This is a genomic window from Roseitranquillus sediminis, assembly GCF_016918935.1.
Taxonomy (GTDB): Bacteria; Pseudomonadota; Alphaproteobacteria; order Rhodobacterales; family Rhodobacteraceae; genus Roseitranquillus; species Roseitranquillus sediminis.
This window is the reverse complement of the sequence record NZ_JAFFOB010000005.1, coordinates 101,026-124,277: the sequence shown is the minus strand read 5'-3', so window position 1 is coordinate 124,277 and position 23,252 is coordinate 101,026. Positions and strand designations below refer to the sequence as shown.

Annotated in this window: 25 protein-coding genes and 1 pseudogene; 9 read left to right on the top strand and 17 right to left on the bottom strand. The window is 69.7% G+C overall.

What is annotated here, in order from left to right:
• Window positions 1-16: 16 nt before the first annotated feature.
• On the bottom strand, window positions 17-376 hold the full coding sequence (locus JM664_RS01095; RefSeq protein WP_227418052.1) for a hypothetical protein: 360 nt from the start codon (window positions 374-376) through the stop codon (window positions 17-19).
• Between the two features lie 128 nt (window positions 377-504).
• On the opposite strand from JM664_RS01095, the gene ppsA reads away from it, so the two are divergent.
• From ppsA to JM664_RS01080, 3 genes are all read left to right on the top strand, one after another.
• Window positions 505-2,889, top strand: coding sequence for a phosphoenolpyruvate synthase (ppsA, locus tag JM664_RS01090; protein ID WP_227418051.1), 2,385 nt, complete (start codon window positions 505-507; stop codon window positions 2,887-2,889).
• 31 nt (window positions 2,890-2,920) lie between these two features.
• Entirely contained in the window at window positions 2,921-3,070 is a 150-nt protein-coding gene (locus tag JM664_RS01085) for a hypothetical protein (RefSeq protein ID WP_227418050.1), read from the top strand.
• Between the two features lie 87 nt (window positions 3,071-3,157).
• Window positions 3,158-4,111 carry a 1-phosphofructokinase family hexose kinase gene (locus JM664_RS01080; RefSeq protein WP_227418049.1) on the top strand — a complete coding sequence of 318 codons (954 nt, stop codon included), beginning with the start codon at window positions 3,158-3,160 and terminating at the stop codon, window positions 4,109-4,111.
• 16 nt (window positions 4,112-4,127) lie between these two features.
• Here the strand turns inward: JM664_RS01080 and metG are convergent, their stop codons facing one another.
• The 3 genes and pseudogenes from metG to JM664_RS01065 form a co-directional block, all read right to left on the bottom strand.
• Window positions 4,128-5,840, bottom strand: a complete 1,713-nt coding sequence (gene metG, locus JM664_RS01075) for a methionine--tRNA ligase (protein ID WP_227418048.1) — start codon at window positions 5,838-5,840, stop codon at window positions 4,128-4,130.
• Window positions 5,841-5,898: 58 nt separating this feature from the next.
• Window positions 5,899-6,636 (bottom strand): annotated as a pseudogene (locus JM664_RS01070) (SDR family NAD(P)-dependent oxidoreductase).
• 76 nt (window positions 6,637-6,712) lie between these two features.
• Window positions 6,713-7,312: an ImuA family protein gene (locus tag JM664_RS01065; protein ID WP_227418047.1), complete on the bottom strand. Its 600-nt coding sequence runs from the start codon at window positions 7,310-7,312 to the stop codon at window positions 6,713-6,715.
• A gap of 101 nt (window positions 7,313-7,413) precedes the next feature.
• Here JM664_RS01065 and JM664_RS01060 point away from each other — a divergent pair, with 101 nt between their 5' ends.
• Window positions 7,414-8,454: an aldo/keto reductase gene (locus JM664_RS01060; RefSeq protein ID WP_227418046.1), complete on the top strand. Its 1,041-nt coding sequence runs from the start codon at window positions 7,414-7,416 to the stop codon at window positions 8,452-8,454.
• A gap of 9 nt (window positions 8,455-8,463) precedes the next feature.
• Here the strand turns inward: JM664_RS01060 and JM664_RS01055 are convergent, their stop codons facing one another.
• Together JM664_RS01055 and JM664_RS01050 are read right to left on the bottom strand one after the other, a co-directional pair.
• Complete coding sequence (locus JM664_RS01055) at window positions 8,464-9,159, bottom strand: NUDIX hydrolase (protein WP_227418045.1); 696 nt, start codon at window positions 9,157-9,159, stop codon at window positions 8,464-8,466.
• Entirely contained in the window at window positions 9,156-9,494 is a 339-nt protein-coding gene (locus JM664_RS01050; RefSeq protein WP_227418342.1) for a DUF983 domain-containing protein, read from the bottom strand. The genes JM664_RS01055 and JM664_RS01050 overlap by 4 nt, the downstream gene beginning before the upstream one ends.
• 145 nt (window positions 9,495-9,639) lie before the next feature.
• Here JM664_RS01050 and JM664_RS01045 point away from each other — a divergent pair, with 145 nt between their 5' ends.
• The 4 genes from JM664_RS01045 (at window position 9,640) to glpK (ending at window position 13,911) form a co-directional block, all read left to right on the top strand.
• Window positions 9,640-10,005: an acylphosphatase gene (locus tag JM664_RS01045; RefSeq protein WP_227418044.1), complete on the top strand. Its 366-nt coding sequence runs from the start codon at window positions 9,640-9,642 to the stop codon at window positions 10,003-10,005.
• Between the two features lie 67 nt (window positions 10,006-10,072).
• Window positions 10,073-11,464, top strand: a complete 1,392-nt coding sequence (gene cls, locus JM664_RS01040; RefSeq protein ID WP_227418043.1) for a cardiolipin synthase — start codon at window positions 10,073-10,075, stop codon at window positions 11,462-11,464.
• Between the two features lie 63 nt (window positions 11,465-11,527).
• Complete coding sequence (locus JM664_RS01035) at window positions 11,528-12,262, top strand: endonuclease/exonuclease/phosphatase family protein (RefSeq protein ID WP_227418042.1); 735 nt, start codon at window positions 11,528-11,530, stop codon at window positions 12,260-12,262.
• 155 nt (window positions 12,263-12,417) lie between these two features.
• Window positions 12,418-13,911 carry a glycerol kinase GlpK gene (gene glpK / locus JM664_RS01030; protein ID WP_227418041.1) on the top strand — a complete coding sequence of 498 codons (1,494 nt, stop codon included), beginning with the start codon at window positions 12,418-12,420 and terminating at the stop codon, window positions 13,909-13,911.
• Window positions 13,912-13,915: 4 nt separating this feature from the next.
• On the opposite strand, the gene JM664_RS01025 is transcribed toward glpK, so the two are convergent.
• The 10 genes from JM664_RS01025 to JM664_RS00980 form a co-directional block, all read right to left on the bottom strand.
• A complete protein-coding gene (locus JM664_RS01025; RefSeq protein ID WP_227418040.1) occupies window positions 13,916-15,253 on the bottom strand; it encodes a class-II fumarase/aspartase family protein in 1,338 nt (445 codons plus the stop codon).
• Window positions 15,253-16,089: a BKACE family enzyme gene (locus JM664_RS01020; RefSeq protein WP_227418039.1), complete on the bottom strand. Its 837-nt coding sequence runs from the start codon at window positions 16,087-16,089 to the stop codon at window positions 15,253-15,255. Before JM664_RS01020 ends, JM664_RS01025 begins: the two co-directional genes overlap by 1 nt.
• On the bottom strand, window positions 16,086-16,793 hold the full coding sequence (locus tag JM664_RS01015; protein ID WP_227418038.1) for an alpha/beta fold hydrolase: 708 nt from the start codon (window positions 16,791-16,793) through the stop codon (window positions 16,086-16,088). Before JM664_RS01015 ends, JM664_RS01020 begins: the two co-directional genes overlap by 4 nt.
• Entirely contained in the window at window positions 16,793-17,365 is a 573-nt protein-coding gene (pcaG, locus tag JM664_RS01010; protein WP_227418037.1) for a protocatechuate 3,4-dioxygenase subunit alpha, read from the bottom strand. The genes JM664_RS01015 and pcaG overlap by 1 nt, the downstream gene beginning before the upstream one ends.
• Window positions 17,365-18,078, bottom strand: coding sequence for a protocatechuate 3,4-dioxygenase subunit beta (gene pcaH, locus JM664_RS01005; RefSeq protein ID WP_227418341.1), 714 nt, complete (start codon window positions 18,076-18,078; stop codon window positions 17,365-17,367). The genes pcaG and pcaH overlap by 1 nt, the downstream gene beginning before the upstream one ends.
• Before the next feature lie 122 nt (window positions 18,079-18,200).
• On the bottom strand, window positions 18,201-18,989 hold the full coding sequence (gene pcaD / locus JM664_RS01000; RefSeq protein ID WP_227418036.1) for a 3-oxoadipate enol-lactonase: 789 nt from the start codon (window positions 18,987-18,989) through the stop codon (window positions 18,201-18,203).
• Window positions 18,989-19,150, bottom strand: a complete 162-nt coding sequence (locus tag JM664_RS00995) for a hypothetical protein (RefSeq protein WP_227418035.1) — start codon at window positions 19,148-19,150, stop codon at window positions 18,989-18,991. Before JM664_RS00995 ends, pcaD begins: the two co-directional genes overlap by 1 nt.
• 45 nt (window positions 19,151-19,195) lie before the next feature.
• Entirely contained in the window at window positions 19,196-20,191 is a 996-nt protein-coding gene (locus JM664_RS00990; protein ID WP_227418034.1) for a threonine ammonia-lyase, read from the bottom strand.
• A gap of 40 nt (window positions 20,192-20,231) precedes the next feature.
• Entirely contained in the window at window positions 20,232-21,053 is an 822-nt protein-coding gene (locus JM664_RS00985; RefSeq protein ID WP_227418033.1) for an alpha/beta fold hydrolase, read from the bottom strand.
• Entirely contained in the window at window positions 21,053-21,736 is a 684-nt protein-coding gene (locus JM664_RS00980; RefSeq protein WP_227418032.1) for a haloacid dehalogenase type II, read from the bottom strand. Before JM664_RS00980 ends, JM664_RS00985 begins: the two co-directional genes overlap by 1 nt.
• A 107-nt stretch (window positions 21,737-21,843) precedes the next feature.
• On the opposite strand from JM664_RS00980, the gene JM664_RS00975 reads away from it, so the two are divergent.
• Window positions 21,844-22,242 (top strand): VOC family protein, encoded by a 399-nt coding sequence (locus tag JM664_RS00975; RefSeq protein WP_227418031.1) that lies wholly within the window; start codon window positions 21,844-21,846, stop codon window positions 22,240-22,242.
• A gap of 3 nt (window positions 22,243-22,245) precedes the next feature.
• Here JM664_RS00975 and JM664_RS00970 read toward each other — a convergent pair whose 3' ends face one another.
• Window positions 22,246-23,238 carry a serine hydrolase domain-containing protein gene (locus JM664_RS00970; RefSeq protein WP_227418030.1) on the bottom strand — a complete coding sequence of 331 codons (993 nt, stop codon included), beginning with the start codon at window positions 23,236-23,238 and terminating at the stop codon, window positions 22,246-22,248.
• Between the last annotated feature and the right edge of the window lie 14 nt (window positions 23,239-23,252).

Sequence of the window (23,252 nt, the reverse complement as noted above, 5' to 3'; positions counted from 1 at the left end):
GGCGAGACCGGCCCTGCTACCGCGCCTTGAGCGAGGCAAGCTTCAGGATCGCCTCGAGCAGCGCGAGGCTCACTGTCGGCGCGCGGCCGCTGCCGATCATCGCGTCGTCGTCGCGCGAGGCCGATTCGCGCAGGAAGCACTGCCAGTGGCCGTCCGGCTCGGTTGCCTGCCCCTGCAGCGAGATCGTCCAGCCGGGCAGGCACCGGTCGACGAGGTGCAGCACGGCCTCCGTCGCCTCGGTCGGCGCCGTGGCTTCCGCCGGCACGCCTGGGAACACCTCCCGGATCGCTTCGGTCGCCTCGTGCAGCAGGTTTGCGTCAAGCTCCCTAGCCTCGTCCACGCGCGCAAGCAGGGCCTCAAGTTTCGCTTTGGTCATGCCGCCTTCCCTATCTCGAGTTGCGCCGAGGCTAGTCCAGCGGAAACCGCCGACCTTGACCGGCATCAAATCGCGTGGGCCAGCTTGACGGCATAAGGACCGGAAGCCAATCGACGATCGGGGGCAACATGGCCGCGCAAGCTGAGAACGTGATCTGGTTCGAGAACCTCGCGCGGGGCGACGTGGCTCTCGTCGGGGGCAAGAACAGCTCGCTGGGCGAGATGGTGCAACAGCTCGGGGCGCGGGGTATCAAGGTGCCGCCGGGTTTCGCGACCACGGCGGGCGCGTTCCGCGCCTTTTTGCGCGCGAACGATCTCAACGACATGATCCGCGACACCGTCGGGCGGCTGGGCGAGGCGCGGATCGCGCTGCACCAGGCCGGCACCCGCATCCGCGAGGCGATCGGCGCCGGCGACTGGCCCGAGGACATCCGCGACGCCATCCTCGAGAGCTACCGCGAGCTCTGCCGTCGCGCGGGCGCGGACGACGTGCCGGTGGCGGTGCGTTCCTCGGCCACCGCCGAGGATCTGCCCGACGCGAGTTTCGCGGGCCAGCAGGAGACGTTCCTCAACGTGCGCGGTGAGGCGGCGCTGCTCTCGGCCTGCCGGCGCTGCTACGCTTCGCTCTTCACCGACCGGGCGATCAGCTACCGCGAGGCGCGTGGCTTCGACCACGAGCAGGTGGCGCTCTCGGTCGGCGTGCAGCGGATGGTGCGCTCCGACATCTCCGGGTCGGGCGTGATGTTCTCGATCGACACCGAGTCGGGGTTTGACAAGGTCGTCCTCATCAACGCCGCCTGGGGGCTGGGCGAGAATGTCGTGCAGGGTGCGGTCAGCCCGGACGAGTACGAAGTCTACAAGCCCTTCCTCGACCGCGAGGGTGTAATGCCCATCGTCGAGAAGACGCGCGGCGCCAAGGAGAAGAAGATGGTCTATGCTGGCGCAACCGGCGGCGAGACGAAGAACGTCCCGACCTCGAAGGCCGAGCGCGCGGCCTTCGTGCTGGAGGACGACGAGATCGTCGCGCTCGCCCGGATGGCCGCGACCATCGAGGACCATTACGGCCAGCCGATGGACATGGAATGGGCCAAGGACGGCGAGTCCGGCGAGATCTTCATCGTGCAGGCGCGGCCCGAGACCGTGCAATCCCGCGCCGAGGCGGGGGCGCTCAAGACCTACACCGTCAAGTCCGCCGGCAGGACGCTGGTCAAGGGCCTCAGCGTCGGGGACGCGGTCGCTGCCGGGCGCGTCTGCCTGATCGAGCACGCGAGCGAGATCGACCGCTTCGTCGACGGCGCGATTCTCGTCACCGGCACCACCGACCCTGACTGGGTGCCGATCATGAAGCGCGCCGCCGCCATCGTCACCGACCACGGCGGGCGCACCAGCCACGCCGCCATCGTCAGCCGCGAACTGGGCGTCCCGGCGATCGTCGGCACCGGAAACGCCACGCACCTGTTGCACGATGAGCAGGAGATTACCGTCGACTGCACCGGCGGCGACGAGGGCGTCGTGCACGAGGGGACCGCCGACTACGAGGTCGAGGAGCTGCGCCTCGACGACATCCCCGAGACCCGGACGCGGATCATGCTGAACCTCGCGAACCCGTCTGCCGCCTTTCGCTGGTGGCGGTTGCCGGCCGAGGGCGTGGGCCTCGCGCGGATGGAGTTCGTGGTCAACAGCTCGGTGCAGGTCCACCCGATGGCGCTGGTGAACTTCGATACGCTCGAAGACCAGGAGGCCAAGGAGCGGATCGCCGAGCTGACCCGCGGCTGGGATGACAAGCCGCAGTACTTCGTCGACCAGCTCGCTCGCGGCCTCAGCCGGATCGCCGCAGTGTTCTACCCCAAGCCGGTCATCGTGCGGATGAGCGACTTCAAGACCAGCGAGTACGCCGAGCTGCTGGGCGGCCACGCCTTCGAGCCGGCTGAGGAAAACCCGATGATCGGGTTCCGCGGCGCCTCGCGCTACTATTCCGACGCCTATCGCGAGGGTTTCGCGCTTGAATGCCGGGCAATTCGAAAGCTCAGGCAGGAGATGGGCTTCGACAACGTGGTGGTGATGATTCCATTCTGCCGCACGCCGGAAGAGGCCGACCGCGTGCTGGAGGTCATGCGCGAGAACGGGCTCGAGCGCGGGCGCGACGGGCTGGAGGTCTACGTCATGGGCGAGGTGCCTTCGAACGTGATCCGCGCGTCCGAGTTCGCCGAGCGCTTCGACGGCTTTTCGATCGGCTCCAACGATCTCACGCAGCTCACCCTCGGCGTCGACCGCGACAGCGACCGCCTCGCCGACCTCTTCCGCGAGGCCGATCCGGCGGTACTCTGGATGATCGAGACGCTGATCGCCCGCGCCCACGAGGCGGGCGCCAAGGTCGGTCTCTGCGGACAGGCGCCGTCGAACGACCCGGCCTTCGCGCGGCTGCTGGTCGAGGCCGGCATAGACTCGATCTCCGTCACGCCCGACAGCTTCGTCGCCGTGAAGCGCCACGTGGCCGAGGCGGAGGGAGCTTGATCCATCCGATCGACACATGAGGGAGCGACCCATGCCAAAGCAAGCCTACCTGATCCTCGCCCTCGCCCTCGCCCTGACACTCGCCGCTTGCGCCGCGCCAAACCGTTATCCCGTCTCCGGCGAGGAATGCGGGCCGAACGATCCCGTGGGCGAGATGCACCGCTCGACTGCCCCGACGTGAGCTTGTAGCGCGGCCTCCGGTCACCGCTGGCATCTGCCCTGGGCACGATTATGTCTCGGCCATGCCACGCTGTCGCCTCGGAGGATCATGCGCAGGATACTGACGCTCACGATGAACCCAGCGCTTGACGTCTCGGCCGAGGCGATGAGTGTCGTGCCGAACCGCAAGGTGCGCTGCCTCGATCAGCGGCTCGATCCCGGCGGCGGCGGCATCAACGTGGCGCGCGCCATCGGGCGACTCGGCGGTGATGCGACGGCCTTCGTGGCGCTGGCCGGGGCCACGGGTGACCTCGTGGCCGAGCTTCTGCGCGCCGAGCGAGTCGACGTGGCGGACTTCCGCATTGCCGGGCTGACCCGGCAGTCGTTCGCCGTGACGGCGCGGGACACATCGGATCAGTACCGCTTCGTCCTCGCCGGCCCGGAGTGGGGGCCTGCGGACGTCGACGCCTTGCTGGCGGCGCTGTCGACGCGGATCGAGCCCGAGATGCTCGTCGTCCTCTCGGGCAGCCTGCCGCCCGGCCTGCCGACCGCTGTCCAGGGCCGGATCAAGGCGCTGTCGCGGGAGCGGGGCGCGTGCCTCCTGCTCGACACGTCGGGCCCCGCATTGCTCGCCGCGGCGCGCGTTCTGGAGGGCGGCCCCTATCACGTCCTGCGCATGGATGGCGAGGAGGCGGAGGAACTGAGCGGTCGCGTCTTTCCCTCGGAGCGGGAGCTCGTGCTTTTCGGGCAGGAGCTGGTGCGGTCCGGCGTGGCCGACCACCTCGTCATGGCGCTGGGCGCCAGGGGCACGGCGGGCGTCACGGCGGACGACGCCTTCTTCTGCCGGCCGCCCTTGGTCGAGACGGTGAGCGCGGTCGGCGCCGGAGACAGTCTGATGGGCGCTCTCACCCTTGCGCTGGCCCGGGGCCAGACGTTTCGCCAGGCAGTGACTGCCGGCACCGCGGCGGCGGCCGCGGCAGTCATGACGCCGGCGACGGAGTTGTGCGACGGGCCGACCGCCGAACGTCTGGTCTCGGAGGTGCGACTGGCCGACGTCGCCTGAACGCGCCGCCGAAGGTCTAGCGATCGCCTGAAAAGCGCTGCTGCCATTCCGCGCGCTCGTCGTCCGCGATCTTGCGGAAGAGCACGTCGGGCACGTCAAAGGCGTGTCCCGCCGGCAGCGCCCGCAGCGCGGCCGACACATCCTCCGGCCACTCCGCGTCCGGCGCGCGCAGGGCGCGCAGCATGATATCGGCTGCGTCCGGCACGAAGGGCCGCGAGATCAGCGCGTAGAAGCGGATCAGGTTGAGTGACAGGCGGATCGTCGCGGCAGCCCGCGCCGGGTCCTCCTTGAAGGCGGCCCAGGGCGCGGCGGCCTGGAGGTACTCGTTTCCCGCAACCCAGATCGCGCGCAACTCCGCCGCGGCCTTGCGCACCTCGATCGCTTCCAGATGTCCCTGATAGGCGGCGAGACGGCGCGCGAGATCCTCGATCAGCGCCTCCTCGGCGGCGCCGTACTCCCCTTCCGGCACCGCTTCGCCGAACTTCGAGCGGCAGAACTTGGTCACGCGGCTGACGAAGTTGCCGAGCACGTCGGCAAGGTCCTTGTTCACCGAGCTCTGGAAGTTCTCCCAGGTGAATTCGCTGTCGCCAGTCTCGGGTGCGTGGGAGAGCAGCCACCAGCGCCAGTAGTCGGCCGGCAGGATCTCGAGCGCCTGGTCCATGAAGACACCGCGGCCCTGGCTCGTGGAAAACTGGCCCCCGTCGTAGTTGAGGTAGTTGAACGCCTTGATGTAGTCGACGAGCTTCCAGTCCTCGCCCGAGCCGAGGATCGTCACCGGAAAGCTCAGCGTGTGGAACGGCACGTTGTCCTTTCCCATGAACTGCACGTAGCGCACGTCATCGGCGCCGCGCTCCGTCCGCCACCAGCGCTCCCACGCCGCGTCGGGCAGGCCCTGCTCCTCGGCCCATTCGGCGGCGCAGGCGATGTACTCGATCGGCGCGTCGAACCAGACGTAGAAAACCTTGCCTTCCATTCCCGGCCAAGGCTCGGTCCCGCGCCGGACGGGTACGCCCCATGACAGATCGCGGGTGATGCCGCGGTCCTGCAGCCCCTCGCCGTCGTTCAACCACTTGCGGGCGATGGAGGTTGTCAGGATCGGCCAGTCCGTCGTGCCATCTATCCAGTCGTTCAGGGCGCCGCGCATCTTGGATTGGAGAAGGTAGAGGTGCTTGGTCTCGCGCACCTCGAGGTCGGTCGAGCCGCTGATCGCGCTGCGCGGGTCGATCAGGTCGGTCGGGTCGAGCTGCTTGGTGCAGTTCTCGCATTGGTCGCCCCGCGCGCGTTCGTAGCCGCAGTTAGGGCAGGTGCCCTCGATGTAGCGGTCTGGCAGGAAACGGCCGTCGGCGTTGGAATAGACCTGGCTCTCGGTCCGCTCCTCGATCAGGCCCGCCTCCCAGAGCCGGCCCGCGAAGTGCTGCGTCAGCGCGTGGTTCTGCGGAGAGGACGAGCGACCGTACTTGTCGAACGACAGGCGGAAGCCCTCGGCCAGACGGCTCTGCTCCGCATGCAGGCGGGCGCAGTAATCCGCCACCGGCTCGCCGGTCTTCGCGGCGGCGAGTTCGGCCGGTGTGCCGTGTTCGTCGGTGGCGCAGAGGAACAGCACCTCATGGCCGCGCGCGCGCATGTAGCGGGCGTAGAGGTCGGCCGGAAGCTGGCTGCCCACCAAGTTGCCGAGGTGCTTGATCCCGTTGATGTAGGGCAGGGCGGAGGTGATGAGGATGCGGGCCATGCGTCGCCTTTCGTCGTCCGCCGCGCCATACCCGCCTGTCGCCCCGAGCGCCAGCCCGTCAGCGCGCCGTGTAGCCGCCGTCGACGAGGTGATAGCTGCCGGTGATGAAGGATGCCGCGTCCGACAGCAGGAAGCAGGTCAGCGCCGATACCTCCTCGGACGTGCCGAGCCGGCCCACGGGATGCATTCCGTTCAGCTCCGCCTTCATGTCGGGGTCGATGTCGTCGAGGAGCGGCGTGTCGATGAAGGCAGGCCCGACCGAATTGATGCGGATGCCGCGCTGGGCGTACTCCAGCGCCGTCGACTTGGTCATGCCGACGACGCCGTGCTTGGCGGCGACGTAGGCCGGGCTGCCCTGGATGCCGACCGAGCCCAGGATCGAGGCCATGTTGACGATGGCGCCGCCGCCCGACCGCTCCATCGCGGGCAGCCCGAAGCGCATCCCGTAGAAGACGCCCGAGAGGTTGATGTCGATGACCCGACGCCAGTCGTCGACCGGGTACTCCCCGGTTGGCTGCTGCGGGCCGCCGATGCCGGCGTTGTTGACCATCAGGTGCAGTCCGCCGCCCTGCTCGATGGCGAACTCGACCATCCTCTAGACCGCCTGCGGGTCCGACACGTCGGTGGCGATCGCGTCGCCGCTGATCTCGTCGGCGATGCGGCGGGCGTCCTCCTCGCTGATGTCGGCCACGATGACGCGGGCGCCGCCGGCAGCGAGTTCGCGCACGATCGCGGCGCCGATGCCCGAGCCGCCGCCGGTGACGATGGCGGTCTTGCCTTGGAAACGTTCGGTCATGATGTCCTCCGGATTTTCTGACTGCACCGTGGGCGCGGGCGAGCGGGCGCGCCTTGATGTCGGTCAGTCCGTGATCTCAGTCGGAGAGGGCGAGCCGCACGCCGCCGGTCACGCGCCAGTCGCGGGGCGGGTCGCTGCGGGCGCGCAGGCGGTCGAGGCGCCAGGCCTGCGCTTCGCCTTCGTGCCGGGGGGCGAGCGACCAGCGGCTCTCGACCCCCGGCGCCGCGCCCTCGGGCGTCAGGATCAGGCCGAGGGGCGCCAGCTTGCCCTCCGCCGCGCCGGTCTCGGCGGCCAGGTGCAGCCGTCGCACCGGTGTCAGCGCCGGCGGGCCGGGCAGGTCGGCCACCACCAGAGGCACGAGGCCGGCACGCAGCACCTCCTCCATGCTCCACAGCAGGTCCTCAGCCCTGCGGGGGGTGACGAAGGTCAGACGGGCAGGGTCGATCCAGGACCGCACCCCGTCGCCGTGCAGGCGGTCTGGGTTCCAGCTCGGGGCGATCCAGAACACCGGCCCCTGCATCGCGCGCGCGACGATCAGCGCCAGGGTGCGGCGCGCCGTCCCGCAGAGCTCGTGCACCCGCGCGGGGGCCAGCGCCAGGTCGCCTAGGAACCGCGGCCCCGGCACCGCGCGGTGCGGGCGCGCCGTCAGCAGGTGCGGGGCGACGTGGCGACTCATGAGCGACAGGATAGATGTTCCGCAAACGTTCTCAAGTCCGCGCATGGACAATCGGCCACCGCCAAACGAGGGTGCGGCCCGAGAACGAAAGGACGCACCGCATGAGAAAGACCCGGCTCGGCCGCACCTGCATCGAGGTGTCGGAGATCTGCCTCGGCTCGATGACCTGGGGCAGCCAGAACACCGAGGCCGAGGGACACGCCCAGCTCGACCGCGCGATCGAGGTCGGCGTGAACTTCATCGACACCGCCGAGATGTACCCGACGAACCCGGTCAAGGCCGAGACCGTCGGCGACACCGAGCGGATCATCGGAAGCTGGCTGAAGCGCCGCGGGCGGCGCGACGATGTGGTCATCGCGACCAAGATCACCGGCCGCGGCCAGACGGTGCGGCCGGGACAAGCCGTCGACGCGGCCGCGGTGCGCGAGGCGGTCGACGCTTCGCTCGCGCGCCTCCGGACCGACGTGATCGACCTCTACCAGATCCACTGGCCGAACCGCGGCTCGTACCATTTCCGCAGGAACTGGAGCTACGATCCGACGGGACAGGAAGGCGCCGCCGTCATCCAGAACATCGACGAGGTCAGCGAGACGATGCGTGCCCTCGTCGAGACCGGGAAGGTACGCGCCTTCGGCCTTTCCAACGAGACGTCGTGGGGCCTGATGCAGTGGATCGCCTCGGCCGAGCGCACGGGCGGGCCGCGCCCGGTGTCGACGCAGAACGAATACTCCCTGCTCTGCCGGCACTTCGACACCGATCTCGCCGAAACATGCCATAACGAGAACATCACGCTGCTCGCCTACTCGCCGCTCGCTGCTGGTCTTCTCTCGGGCAAATATCAGGGCGGCAGAGTGCCGCAGGGCAGCCGGATGTCCCGAACGCCGGATCTCGGTGGTCGCCGGACCGACCGCGCCTTCTCCGCCGTTGCGGCCTACCTCGACGTGGCCGAGCGGCACGGACTCGACCCCTGCCAGATGGCGCTGGCGTGGGTGCGGTCACGGCCGGTGCCGACGATCCCGATCGTCGGAGCCACGACGCCCGACCAGCTCGAGATCGCGCTGACGTCCCGTGAGGTGGAGATGACGGAGCGCCTGCGCGAGGATCTCGAGGCGGTCCACCGCGCCCATCCGATGCCGTACTGACCGCGGCGATCAGGCGGGCAGCGGGCTCTCCCCGCCGAGCACGGCGATCAGGTTCTCCTCGTCATCGTTGCGGAAGAACGGCACCCGCGGCGGCGGCGAGAGGTCCGGCAGGCGCTGCATGACCTCGGCCAGCGCGACCTGCGTGATGAAGGGCAGGTCGAACCCCCGCACCTGCGACAAGGGGATCCACGCGAGATCGCTCAGCTCGTCCGCGCCGAGCGAAAAGTCATCGGGATCCGTCGCCAGGCGGCGCGCGTCCGCAAGGAAGAAGCGGGCGTCGAAACGCCGCGGCCGCCCGGCCGGGGTTACGGCGCGCAACACGAAGCCGAGGCCTGCGGGCGACGGCACGTGCCCGGTGGCGGCGAAGCCTTCCCAGCCGCGCGGGGCTGACGAGGGCCACCGGCCGCGCACGCCGAGGATCTGTCCCGTCTCCTCCCAGAGCTCGCGGATTGCGGCGGCGGCCAGCGTGGCGGCCGCGGGCGCTCGGGACGCCTCCTCAAGGCGTGCGGCGCAGACCGGCGCCACCGGCTCGGCGAGGGGAACGAGCGCGTCGACGGAATCGACGGCACCGCCGGGAAAGACATACTTGTCGGGCATGAACGCGGCTCTGGCGCCGCGCTTGCCCATCAGCACCTTGGGGTCGCCCTCGGGATCGCGTAGCAGGATGACGGTGGCGGCGTCGCGGACGGCAACGGCCCGGTTCAAGCGGAGCCGAAGCCGTGCATCCGCTTGGCCCACTGCAGCCCAACCATGAGCCCCTTGAGCCGCGGCAGCAGGTAGAGCGAGAGCGCCACGCATCCGATTGTGAAGACAGTCGCGAGCACCATTGGATCGGGCCGGAAAGTGGTGAAGGCCCAGAGGATGACCGGCGCCATAAGGTGCCCCACGATCAGAATCGTGAGGTATGCAGGCCCGTCGTCTGCCCGGTGGTGGTGCAGCGGCTCGCCGCAGACCGGACAGTCGTCGCGCACCTTGAGGTAGCCCTTCAGCATGGGACCTGTCCCGCATTGGGGGCATCGGCGATGCCAGCCGCGCAACATCGCCTGCTTGACCGGCCTCTCGGCTCCGGCTTCGGCCTCTACACTTGCATCGAACACGCCTGCCTCCGATCGGCATTCAGCGCACTCTAGATAACGCAAGGTGCGACGACAGGAACCCCTGCCGGCCTGTTGCGGTTGCGGCGCGTTGTCGCGTAACCGCTGGGGCGCGCGGAACCCGCCGCCGATCCGCTCGCTGATCCCCGAGGTCGCGCAGACGGAGGCTCAGATGGAACCATCCTCGAAGGCAGTGAGGGCACGGGTCGAGGGGCGGGTGCAGGGCGTTTCGTTCCGCGCGTGGGTCCGCCAGGAGGCGGAGGAGGCCGGGCTTTCGGGCTGGGTGAGGAACGAGGCCGACGGTTCGGTCGCGGCCCTCATTGCCGGCGAGGCCGGGCAGGTCGACCGGATGATCGCGACGCTGCGCCGGGGCCCGCCGCTCGCGTCGGTGTCAGCGGTGCAGGTCGAGCGGGCTGAGCCTGATCCGTGGCCAGAAGGCTTCAAGATCCGGCGCTAGCGCGGGCCTGGGTTGCAGTCACCCATGGAGCGTGGAAGTCAGGCGGCGCGTGCAGGAGGCCGGACGGATGTGGGGTTTTTCGGTATCGGCGGCGACGCTTCTGCTGGCCATCGCCTCGGCTCTGGTGGCGCTTCGCGCAATTCGCACCGCGCGCACACCGCAGGGCGCGGTCGGCTGGGTGGTGTTCATCTTCGCGTTGCCCGTGCTCGCGATCCCGGTCTACTTCGTGTTCGGCAACGTCGACCACGTGCGCTACGTCCGCGAGCGGCGCGTCTCCGAGGCATCCGCCGGTCGCAAGGATAAAGCCGACGCGGCGAGCCAAGGACGGCTCGCGGTGTTCGAGCGCCTATCGCAGACCTCGGCGCGACAGGGCAACCACGTCGAGCTCCTGATCGACGGGCGGGAGACCTACGATGCCATCTTCGGCGCCATAGACGCAGCGCAGGACTACCTGCTCGTCCAGTTCTACATCATCCGCAACGACGAGATCGGTCAGCGCCTGAAGGACGCGCTCATCGCCAAGGCGCGCGACGGCATCGAGGTCTACCTGCTCCACAACTCGATCGTCGGCCTCGGGCTGCCGCGGCGCTTCCTGAACGAGCTGCGTGAGGGCGGCGTTCACCTCAATCCGATGCAGGGTCCGAAGCGGCTTCTCGGGCGGCTACAGCTCAACTACCGGAACCACCGGAAGCTGGTGCTGCGCGACGGCGTGATCGCCTTCACCGGCGGGCTCAACATCGGCGTCGAGCACCTTGGACGGGACCGCAAGCTTGGCGACTGGCGCGACACCCACGTGCAGGTCAGCGGGCCGAGCGTGTCCCAGTTGCAGGGCGACTTCGTGGCCGACTGGTTCTGGTCCTCGGGTGAGCGGATCGGCGATCGTCTCGTCTGGGACGCACCGGATCATCCGGCCGACATGCGGGGGCTGGTGATGTCGCCCGCGCCCACCGACGTGCTCGAGACCGGTAACCTCTACTTCGGCGCGATGGCAGCTCTCGCGAAAAAGCGGCTCTGGATCGCCACGCCCTATTTCGTGCCGGACTTCGACGTGCTCTCGGCGCTGAAGCTCGCCGCGCTTCGCGGGGTCGAGGTTCGAATCCTCGTCCCCGACATCGCGGACCACTACCTCCCCTGGCTTGCGGCCTACGCCTATTTCGACGAGATCGCGACCTCGGGCGGCGAGATCTGGCGCTATCAGGCAGGGTTCATGCACCAGAAGGTCGTGCTGGTCGACAACGACGTGACGTCGGTGGGCACGATTAACCTCGACATCCGCTCGGGGCTGCTCAATTTCGAGCAGACCGTCATCATAGAGGATCGCCGCGCCGCCGCCGAGGTCGAGGCGATGCTCGCGGCAGATTTCGAGAAGTCGGTGCGGCTCGACAAGGGCCTGCACCAGCAGGCGCTCTGGCTGCGCATCGGCGCGCCAGCGGCCCGTCTGCTGGCGCCGCTGCTATAGTTCGGGTGGAACGAGCCGGCGGGGTGCGGCATTTTTCTCCTCGTGCGCAAGAGGAGAGGCGGCGTGACGCTGAGGCTGGCCAGCTACAACATCCGCAAGGCCGTCGGTCTCGACTGGCGGCGCGATCCGAACCGCTCGGTCAAGGTCATCGCCGCGCTGGGCGCCGACGTGGTGGCCCTGCAGGAGGTCGACAAGCGCCTCGGACCGCGTCCGGCCGCGCTCGAGCGCGAGTTGATCGCGCGGGAGACGGACCTCGAGGTGGTGCCCGTCTCCCGCAGTCCCGTCAGCCTTGGGTGGCACGGCAACGCGCTGCTCGTGCGCAAGAACCTCGACGTGAGGGACGTCGGCCACATCGAGCTGCCCGGCATCGAGCCGCGCGGCGCAGTGTTCGCCCGCATCGGCACCCCGCGCGGTGTACTGACGGTGGTGGGCGTCCATCTGGGCCTGCGGCGCGGTTGCCGCAGGCTGCAGTTCGCCCAGATCATGGAGGAATTCGACGAGGCGGCGCAGGAGCGGACCGTCATTCTGGGCGACTTCAACGAATGGTCGGGAAGTCGCGGGATCGAGGGCCTGCCGCCAAGCTTCGAGGTGGTCAGTCCCGGCCGCAGCTTTCACGCGGCGCGCCCGGTCGCCTGCCTCGACCGCTTCGCCCTCGGCCCGGGCGTCCGGCTGATCGAGGCGGGCGTCGAGCGCGGCATCGACGCGCGCGTTGCCTCCGATCACCTGCCGGTCTGGGCGGACCTTGACCTCGCCGAAGAGCCTTCCGAACTTTCGGGCGCGGAAAGCGTTGCCTTGTGAGAAGCGAAGGAGGGTGCGATGCGCAAGCTCTTGAAGTACGCGGCGATCTGGAAGCTCTTTCAGAGGTTCAGGCGCCGCTGAGGCGGTCGGGCCGGCCTTCCCCTTGAGGACGGCTTGCGGATAGGCTCTCCCCGCAACTAGCCGGGGAGAGCCGCATGACGTATATTCTCGCCATCGACCAAGGCACGACGTCGAGCCGCGCCATCCTGTTTGACGAGACGATGAAACTGACGGCGGTCGCGCAGGAGGAGTTCGCGCAGCATTATCCCGCCAGCGGGTGGGTAGAGCATGATCCGCGCGACCTCTGGACCACGACCGCCGGCACCTGCCGTCAAGTCATTGAAAAGGCCGGCATCCGGCCCCACGACATCGCCGCGATCGGCATCACCAACCAGCGCGAGACGGTGGTTGTATGGGACCGCGAAACAGGCGAACCGGTCCACAACGCCATCGTCTGGCAGGACCGGCGCACTGCCGACATCTGCAGCGACCTGCGCGAGGCGGGGCACGAGCCGCTGGTGACGCGGAAGACGGGCCTGATCCTCGACCCCTATTTCTCCGGCACCAAGGTCAAGTGGATCCTCGACAACGTCGAGGGCGCGCGCCAGCGGGCGGAGCGCGGCGAGCTTCTCTTCGGCACGGTCGACACCTGGCTCATCTGGAAGCTGACAGGCGGCCGCAGCCACGTCACGGACGCGACCAACGCCTGCCGGACGCTCATGTACAACATCCGCGAGGGGCGCTGGAGCCGCGAGGTTTGTGAGTTGCTCGGCGTTCCGCTTTCCATGCTGCCCGAGGTCAGGGACTGCGCCGCCGAGTTTGGCACCACGCGGCCGGACCTCTTCGGGCGCGAGATCCCGATCCTCGGCGTGGCGGGCGACCAGCAGGCGGCGACGATGGGGCAGGCGTGCTTCCGCCCCGGCATGTTCAAGTCGACCTATGGCACCGGCTGCTTCGCGCTCCTCAACACCGGCGAGCGGCTGGTCGAAAGCCAGAACCGCCTGCTGGGTACCATCGCCTATCAATTCGACGGCAAGGTCACCTACGCGCTCGAGGGGTCGATTTTCATCGCCGGCGCGGTGGTCCAGTGGCTGCGCGACGGGCTGAAGATCATCCGCGAGGCGGGCGAGACGCAGGCCCTGGCCGAAGCCGCCGACGAGGGCCAGAACGTGATCTTGGTCCCGGCCTTCGTCGGCCTCGGCGCGCCATACTGGCGGCCGGAGTGCCGGGGCGCGATCTTCGGCCTGACGCGCAGTTCTGGCCCCGCCGAGTTCGCCCGCGCAGCATTGCAGAGCGTGGGCTACCAGACGCGCGACCTGCTCGAGGCGATGCGCGCCGACTGGCCATCGGAGATGGGCGATGCGGGCGACGTCTTGCGGGTGGACGGCGGGATGACCGCCTCGGACTGGACGCTCCAGCACCTCGCCGACATCATCGGTGCGCCGGTCGACCGGCCCGAGGTGCGCGAGACGACGGCGCTGGGCGCGGCGTGGCTGGCGGGGATGCGCGCGGGCCTTTATCCGGGGCAGGAGGGCTTCGCCGAGAGCTGGCGACTGGAGCGGCGGTTCGAGCCGCAGATGGACGAGGCGCTGCGGGACGCACGCTACGCCGCCTGGAAGTCGGCCGTGCAGGCGACGATGAGCGCCTGACGCCTCAGCCGGAGGGCAGTGCCCGCGCGGCGGCCGCGAAGCGGCGTGCCTCGGCAGGTGCCGTGCCGAGTGCCCGCGCCGGCTGCCGCACGACGTCCAGGTCCGAGTCCGGGTAAGCCTCGCGGGCGAGATCGAGAAGGTGACGCCCCGACCGCGCCGTTTGGGCGCAGAGCGCCTTGACCGCCCCCTGCGCCTCCTGGCGGGGCATCTGGCGGGCGAGGACGAAGCTCAGCGCCTCAGCGTGGATCGCGCCGCCACCCTTCTCAAGGTGATGCGCCATGGCTGCCTCGTCCGCCTCCAGCCCCTGCGCCACCTCCAGCGCCGCAGCGGTGGCCCGGCCGGTCAGCAGGCACATCTGCGGCAGGCTCATCCACTCGATGAACCACGCCGCCCCGTCGCGCTGATGCGTGTGCACCATTGCCTCCTGCATCGCGCCATCGAGCGTCGCAACCTGCCGGGCGAGCGCCACGAGGAGCGATGGCAGGACGGGGTTCGCCTTCTGCGGCATCGTCGACGAGCCGCCGGCCGCGCCGAGCCGCACCTCGGCGACCTCCGACTGCGTGAGCAGCACGAGATCTGCGCCCATCTTGCCGAGGCTGCCCGTCACCAGCGTCAGCCATGCCGCAAGCTCCGCCGGGCCGTCCCGCTCGGCATGCCACGACGCGCCAGGATCGGCGAGATCGAGTGCCTCGGCCAGCGCGGCCCGCACGCGAGGCCCGTCCTCCCCCATCGCCGAGAGGGTGCCCGCCGCGCCGGCGAGGCTGACCCTGAGGACGCGCGGGCGCAGCTCAGCCAGTCGCTCGAGGTGGCGCAGGTGAGGCGCCCCCCATCCCGCCACGACCGCGCCGAACGCGGTAGGCGTCGCAAGCTGGCCGTAGGTCCGGCCGGGCATCGGCGTCTCGGCATGGCGCTCGGCCAGATCGCCCAGCGTCCGCGCGAGATCGCGCAGCCGCGCCTCGAGGATCAGCAGGATCTGCCGCAGGCGCAGCGCAAGGCCGGTGTCCACGATGTCCTGCGAAGTCGCGCCCCAGTGGAGGAACTGCGCATGGTCGGGCGCCTGCATCGCGCTGCGAAAGGCGTTTACGAGCGCAGGCACCGGGACGCCGCTTTGCCCGGCACCTGCGGCGAGGCCTCCCGGATCGATCTGCAGCTCCATGCTGGCGCGGTGGATCGCGCGGGCGGCGGTCTCGGGGATCAGGCCCAGCGCCCCCTGCGCGCGGGCCAGCGCCCCCTCGACCAGCAGCATCGCCCGCACCTCGGCGGTGTCGGAGAGGAGCCGCGCGACCTCCGCATCGCCCATCAGCTCGCGGTAGATCGCGCTGTCGGCGGGGCTCGCCGGCATCAGGCGGCCGGCTGGCGCAAACCGAGGATCTCGCGCGCCTGGCGCCAGTCTGCCACCGGCCGGCCGTGCTTTTCGCAGACGTCGACGGCGCGGCGCACCAGCGCGGCGTTCGACGGCGCCAGCGTCTCGCGGTCCAGCCGAACGTTGTCCTCGAACCCGGTGCGGGCGTGGCCGCCCGCCTCGACGCACCACTCGTTGAGGACGAGCTGGGATGCGCCGATGCCCGCCGCGCACCACGCCGCGTCGGGGGCGAGGCGCTTCAGCGTCTCGATGTAGAAGTCGAAGATCGACTTGTCCGCCGGCATCGCGTTCTTCACGCCCATCACGAACTGGACGTAGAGCGGTCCCTTGAGCCGCCCGTCCGCCTGCATCCGCGTCGCCTGCACGATGTGGGAGAGGTCGAAGGCCTCGATCTCGGGCTTCACGTCGTGCGCGATCATCTCTGCGGCGAGCCAGTCGATCAGGTTGGGCGGGTTCTCGTAGACCCTTGTCGGAAAGTTGTTGGACCCGACCGCGAGCGAGGCCATGTCGGGGCGAAGCTGCAGCATCCCGCCGCGCTCGCGCCCCGCGCCCGAGCGGCCGCCGGTCGAGAACTGGATGATCATTCCCGGGCAGTGGGTCTCGATCCCCTCCTTGAGGCGCGCGAAGCGCTCCGGATCGCTGGTAGGCTTTCCCTCGTCGTCGCGCACATGACAGTGCGCTATGGTCGCGCCCGCCTCGAAGGATTCGTGGACCGACTCGATCTGCTCCTCGACCGTGACGGGAAGGGCGGGATTGCTTTCCTTCGTCGGGACGGAGCCGGTGATCGCGACGCAGATGATGCAGGGCTTGGTCATGACTTCTCGGTGATCCTGATGAGGGTGTCGGCAAGGCGCTGGGGCATCGCGAAGAACGGCGAGTGGCCGCAGGGCAGGCGATAGACCTCGTCGCAGCGCTCGGCCATCTCGGCCTGGTACTCCGGCGGGATGGCGCGGTCGTCCTCGCAGAGGATGTAGCTCGCCGGGACGGCCGCGGAGGTCTCCGTCACGTCGAGCGGCGTCTCCTGCGGCTCGATCGGCTGCGATGTCATGCGAGGCAGCGCGTACTCGATCGTGCCGGGCGGGCAGTCGTGATAGAGCAGCGCCTCGGCGCGGGTCGGGTCGAGGCTGACGGTCTTGCCGTCGTCGGACCGGATCATCGCCTCGACCAGCGGCTGCCGCGCCGCCCGCTTGCGCATCTCGGCCAGCGATAGGCCCGAGAGCGGTGCATAGGCGCAGAGATAGACCAGATGTTCGATGTCGGCCGGAGAACGTTCGGCCGCCGCCGTGATCGGATAGCCGCCCATCGAGTGGCCGAGCAGGATCGTCGGCTCGTCGATGGCCGCGCGGATCGCCTCCGCATAGGTGGCGAGGGTGACGTCCTCGGGCGGGGTCCGATCATTGCCGTGCGATGGCAGGTCGATCGCCCGCGCCGTGTGACCGGCCTCGCGCAGCAGCGGCAGGACGTCGCGCCAACACCATGCCCCGTGCCATGCGCCGTGGATCAGCAGGAAACTTGCCATCAGATATCCAGAAAGACCGTCTCGCCTTCGCCCTTGAGGACGATGTCGTGGCGGTAGACGCCGCCGTCGCGTCTTGCAACCAGTGTCGGCACGCGATGCCGCAGTTCGATCCGGCCGAGGAGCGGATCGCCGTCGTTGTCCTCGTCCTCGAAATAGATGCGCGTGTGGAGCCCCAGATTGATCCCGCGGGCCGCGATCCAGACGGCGATGTGCGGCGCCTGCATGACCTTGTCCGAGAAGGGCACCCGGCCCGGCTTGACGGTGACGAGGCGCCATTCCCCCGTCTCGGCGTCGGCCGGGCGGCGGGCGAAGCCTTGGCCGGGCCGGTAGCGCCCCCCGCCGTCGGCCTGCCAGAACTCGACCATGCAGTCGCGGAGCGGCGTGCCGGTGCCGTCGATGACGCGCCCGACGAGGGTGATCGTGTCGCCCGCATCGGGGAACGGGTCGGCGGCGCCGAGATCCGCCGAATAGATGCCCTCGACGCCGATGAAGTTCGGCGTGCAGCCGATGTGGACGTAGGGACCCGCCGTCTGGCTCGGGGTTTCGTGGAAGGTTTCGAGCTTCTGGACCATCAGAGCCCCTCCATCCGGTTCTCGAACGTGGTCTGGCGCCGTCCGCGCAGCACGATGTCGAACCTGTAGGCCAAGCTGTCCATCGGCATCGCCATCGCCATGTCGAGCGGCGCGACGAGCCGTTCCGCCACCTTCGGGTCCGGAATAGTGGCGATGATCGGACAGCGCGGGATCAGCGGGTCGCCCTCGAAGTACATCTGGGTGATCAGGCGCTGACCGAAGCCGGTGCCGAAGATCGAGAAGTGTATGTGCGCCGGGCGCCAGTCGTTCGTGCCGTTGGGCCAGGGATAGGCGCCGGGCTTGATCGTGTGGAACTCGTAGCGGCCCTCGTCGTCGGTGATGCAGCGCCCGCAGCCGCCGAAGTCGGGGTCGAGCGGGGCGAGGTAGCCATCCTTCCTGTGGCGGTAGCGGCCGCCGGCGTTGGCCTGCCAGACCTCGATGAGGACGCCGCGCTGCGGGCGGCGCTCCTGGTCCGTCACCCGGCCATGCACGATGATGCGCTCGCCGATCGCGGGCCTGCCGGTGAAGTTGCAGGTCAGGTCGTTGTCGAGATCGGCCAGCATCTCGTGGCCGAAGACCGGCCCCGTCTCCTCGGTAATCGTCGAGGGCATCGACAGGAGCGGCAGAGACGGGCTGCGCGCGACCGTGGTCTTGTAGCCGGGCGAGTAGGGCAGCGGGTGCTGCCCGAAGTCCCTCTGGTAGAGCGAGCCCATGGCGGCGTGCGTCTCCGGATAGCCGGTGTAGCCGCGCGTGATCCGGGTGCCCGTCTCGTCAGGCATGGTGCGCTCGCTCCGCCGTGCCGCCCCCGAGTTCATCCGCAGGGAAGCGCCCGCCGTCAGACATGTCCGACTTCTTCCAGAAAGCCGGTCAGGACGTCGGCGTATTCGGCCGGCTGCTCGACGCAGGGCAGGTGGCCGGCCTTGCGGATCAGGTGGAACTTCGACACCGGCACCAGCTCGACCGTCTCGCGGACGAGGTCCGGCGGGGTGGAGCCGTCTTCGGACCCCGCGATCCCCAGCGTCGGCAGGCGCAGGCCGCTCGTCTGCTCCATCAGGTCCGTGCCGGCGATGGCGGCCGCGCAGCCGGCGTAGCCCTCTGCCGGCTGGCGCACCAGCATGTGCCGCCACGCGGTCAGCGCCTCCGTCTCGCGGAAGGCGGCGGAGAACCAGCGCTCCATCACCGCGTCCGCCAGCGCCTCGATCCCGCCTGCGCGCACCGCCTCGATCCGGTCGGCCCAGATGTCGGGCGTGCCGATCTTGGCGGCGGTGTTCGACAGCACCATCGCTCGCACCAGGTCGGGCCGCTGCGCCGCCAGGCCCTGCGCGATCATCCCTCCGATCGAGAGGCCGACGAACAGCGCCTCGCGCAGCCCGAGATGATCCATGAGCGCGGCCGCGTCGCCCACGAGCTGGTCCATCGTGTAGCTGCCGGGCGGGCAGTCCGAGAGGCCGTGGCCACGCATGTCGTAGCGCACGATCCTGAGGCCGCGAGGCAGGCGCGGCACCACCTCGTCCCAGAGGCGGAGGTCCGTGCCGAGCGAATTGGCGAAGACGATCGGTGCCCCCTCCGCGTCGCCCTCGTCGCGGTAGTGCAGGCGGATGTCGTCGAGTTCGGCGATCTTCATCAGGAAGGCAGCTCCAGATCATACTGGCGCATGCGCGAACCCTTGGCATGCGCGGTTCCGATGCCGCGCCGGCGGCCAACTCTGATGCGCCACAAGGCTTCTCGGCGATCGGCGCCGTGGTGCCTGGGGCCGGCGGCGCGCTCTGCGGCATCCGAGGTCATTCCCGAAACAGCGCCGATCGGGGCCGTCGCGTCAAGGCCGCTCTCTCAGCCGTGGCGCTCGAGCGCCTCGCGGAAGAGGGCCGGATCGACGTTGCCGCCCGAGGCGACGGCGACGACGGCGTCGCCCTGCACCGCGTCCGGATGGAAGAGCGCGGCGGCGAGTGCGACAGCCCCGCCGGGTTCGACCACGATCTTCAGCCGCAGGAAGGCGACCGCCATCGCGCGCAGGCAGTCGTCCTCGCTCACCACCAGGCCCGGCCCGCAGAGGCGCGCCATGATCGGGAAGGTGATCCGCCCAGGGGCCGGCGTCACGATCGCGTCGCAGATCGAGCCCGACGTCCTGTCGTTGGTGACGATCCGTCCCTCGGCGAGCGAACGCGTCGTATCGTCGAAACCCTCCGGCTCGACCGGCCGCGCACGCAAGCCGGTGGCCCGGGCCTCGAGCGCCAGTGCGATGCCCGACGTGAGGCCGCCGCCGCCGCAGGGCACCAGCACGTCCGCCTGTCCGACACCCGCCTCGGCGACCTGTGCGGCGATCTCTAGCCCCGCGGTGCCCTGGCCGGCGATGACCTGCGGCTCGTCGTAGGGGCGGATCAGCGTCAGTCCGCGCTCGCCGGCCAGCGCCTCGCCGATCTCCTCGCGGCTCTCGCCCGCGCGGTCGTAGGTGATGACCTCGGCCCCGAGGGCTCGCGTATTGGCGATCTTGAGGGCAGGGGCATCCGACGGCATCACGATCACCGCAGGGACGCCATGCATCCGCGCGGCGAGCGCGACGCCCTGTGCGTGATTTCCGGAGGAGTAGGCGATGACGCCCCGCACCCGCGCCGCCTCCGGCAAGGCGGAGAGGGCGGAGTAGCCGCCGCGGAACTTGAAGCTGCCGGTGTGCTGCAGGCACTCCGCCTTCACCAGCACCCGCCGTCCCGCGATCTCGTCGAGGAACGGCGAGGTCAGCAGCGGCGTCCGCCGCGCCCGCCCGTCAAGCCGGCCCGCGGCTGCGCCGATCGTCTCCTCCGTAACCGGCGGCCGGTCCATCACGTCCATTCGATCTGTCTCCTGTCGCTGTGCCGTTCGCCCGAGGCCGTCATCGCATCATGCCCAGCCAGCGCCGGATGGCGTCCAGCGCCTCTGGCTCGTCAAGGAACGGTATGTGGCCGCGGTCGGGCACCTCGGCATAGATCATGTCAGGCCGCTCCGCCCGCATCCGCTCCGCCGTCTCCGGAGCGAGAACGTCGCTGTTGGCGCCGCGGATCAGGGCGAGCGGCAGCCCCTGCAGCGCGTCAAACATGGGCCACATCTCAGGCGCCACGTCGGTGTCGTCGCCGACCACCGCCTCGCGCAGGCGCGGGTCGTAGTTGATCGTGAGACCCTCGGGCGTCTCGACGTAGTGCTTGCGCACCTCCTCCGCCCAACGCTCCTCCGGCACACCCGCGAAGCCCGACATCAGGGCCGCGCGCATGGCGGCGGCCTCGGCGTGGGTCTTCTGCGTCGGGTTCCGCCCGACGTAGCCCTTGATGACCTCAAGCCCCGCGGGCGCCACGACCGGCCCAACGTCGTTGAGGCAGACGCCGCACAGCCTGGACCTGGCGTAGGCGGCGAGTCCCATGGCGATGAGGCCGCCGCGCGAGGTGCCGATGATCGCCGCGCTCTCGAGACCGAGATGGTCCATGAGCTCGAGCACGTCGCGCGCCTCGATGAAGATGGTGTAGGTTGCGGGGTCCGCCCAGTCGGACCGGCCTCGCCCGCGATAGTCGAGCCGGATGAGTCGCACGTCGGGCAGATGCGGCGCGAGATAGTCGAAGTCCATCCCGTTACGCGTCAGCCCCGCAAGACAGATCACCGGCAGGCCCTCGCCCGCGTCCGTGTAGTGCAGGCCGACTCCGTCGGAAGAGGTGAAGCGGGGCATCAGACTGTCTCCAGCAGATCGGGAAGGCGGGCGAGGTCCGGCACGACATGCTGCGGCCGGCCGGGGAGGCGGTCAACAGGCTCGCCCCGCCGGTTGGCCCAGACGGTTACGAAGCCGTAGCTCGCAGCCCCGGCTGCGTCCCAGCCGTTGGACGACACGAAGAGCACGTCCTCGCGCCGGCAGTCGAACCGCTGGCCGACCATGTCGTAGACGCGGGCATCCGGCTTGAAGACGCCGACCGACTCAATCAACAACACGTCATCGAGCCAGCCGCCGATGCCGGCCGAGGCGACCGCGTCGGCCAGCATGCCGGGGGCGCCGTTCGACAGGATCGCGCAGGTGCAGCCGACATCCTTCAGGGCCCCCAGCGTCGCGGGCACCTCGGGAAACGCATCGAGCTCGCGGTAGAGGTCGAGGAGGTGCGGGCGAAGTCCCTCGTTCTCCAGCCCCGCCGCCTCCAGCGCCCAGTCAAGCGCGTCCTGCGTCACCTGCCAGAAATCCGCGTGCTCGCCCGTGATCGCGCGCAGCCAAGTATACTGGAGCTGCTTCTGGCGCCACGCCTCGGCCAGCGCTTGCCAGCGCTCGGCCAGCGCCTCGCGCCCCGGTTCCGCGGCCGCACGGCGCGCGGCGGAACCAACGTCGAACAGCGTGCCGTAGGCATCGAAAATGCAGATCCTGGACACCGTCCCGTCTCCCTCGTGCGGCGGCACAGTGGCACGACGCTGCGCGGGGGGAAAGACGATCCGATTCGTGCTAGTCTGACGCAAGGACAACATCGGAGGGTGAGGCGATGTCCGAACAGCACGGCGTGGTGTGGTGGTCGGAGCTGATGACTCGGGATCCGGCCATGGCCAAGGACTACTACCACGAGGTCTGCGGCTGGGAGTTCGAGGAGATGCCGATGGAGGGTGGTACCTACGTCCTCGGCAAGTCCGGCGGCCGGCCGGTGGTGGGGATCATGGACATCACCAACGTGGACGGGATGGGAACCCTGCCGCCGCACTGGTTCACATATCTTGCCGTGGACGATGTCGACGTCGCGGTGGAGCGGACGCGCGCGAACGGCGGCAGAATCGTCCGCGAGCCGTTTGACGTGTCGGGCGTCGGCCGGATCGCCATCGTCACGGACCCGACGGGCGCGACGGTAGGCCTGATGACCCCGAGCCAGGCCGAGTCCGCCGCGGCCTGAAGCTCAGCCGGCGCGCCTGACCTCGCGCACGACCGTCTCGGCCACCAGCCGGTGCAGGTCGCCCGCATAGCCGCGGGAGCGGGCGGGGCGGTCGGGGTCCGACGTGACGGCGACGGTCAGCCGCAGCGAGGGGATTACCCAGATCATCTGCCCGCCATACCCGCGGGCATAGACGGCGTCGCGCCCGGTGAATTCCGACAGGAACCAGCCGTAGCCGTAGCCGTCGCCCGAAAAGCGCGAGCGGGTGTGCGGCGACCACGCCGCCTCGACCCAGTCGCGCGGCACCACGCCGAGATCGGTGCGCCAGGCCTCGCCGAAACGGATCATGCCGAGCGGCGACAGGGCCATGTTGTTGCCGCCCATATAGCGGCCTTGCGGATCGCGGGTCCATGGCGGGATCTCGATGTCGAGCGGATCGCCGATGCGGCGTCGCGCGAGCTCCAGCAGGCTCTGCCCCGAAACCTCGGCAAGGACCGCGCCGAGCACGTGCGTGCTGCCGGTCGAGTAGAGCATCTGGCCGCCCGGCTCGGCGACGAAGGGGCGCGAGAGGGCGTCGGTGACCCAGTTGCCGCTCTGTACCCACGCGCCGTAATTGCCACCCGATGTCCGCTCAAGGCCCGCGCGCATGGTGAGCAGGTTCTCGATCGTGATGTCCCCGACGCCGTCCTCGGCGCCCTGCGGGACGAGGTTCGGCGCCACATCGTCCAGCGTAGCCTCGACGCCCAGCAGTTCGCCCCGCGCGATGGCGATGCCGGTGAGGGCCGAGACGACCGACTTGGACACCGACTTGACGTTGACCGGGGTCTCGAGCGACGGGCCCCGCACCGCCTCGGCGGCCACGACCTCGCCGTCCTGTGCGATGACGAGTGCGCGGAGCTGGTCGAGGGCGCGCGCCCGGTCGAAGGCGGCGGTGAAGCTCGCCTGCGCCGCGAGCGGCATTGCGGCAGAGGCGGCGAGGCCGGCGAGGACGGCGCGGCGGGTGGTGAAGATGCTCATGCCGGCGAGGATAG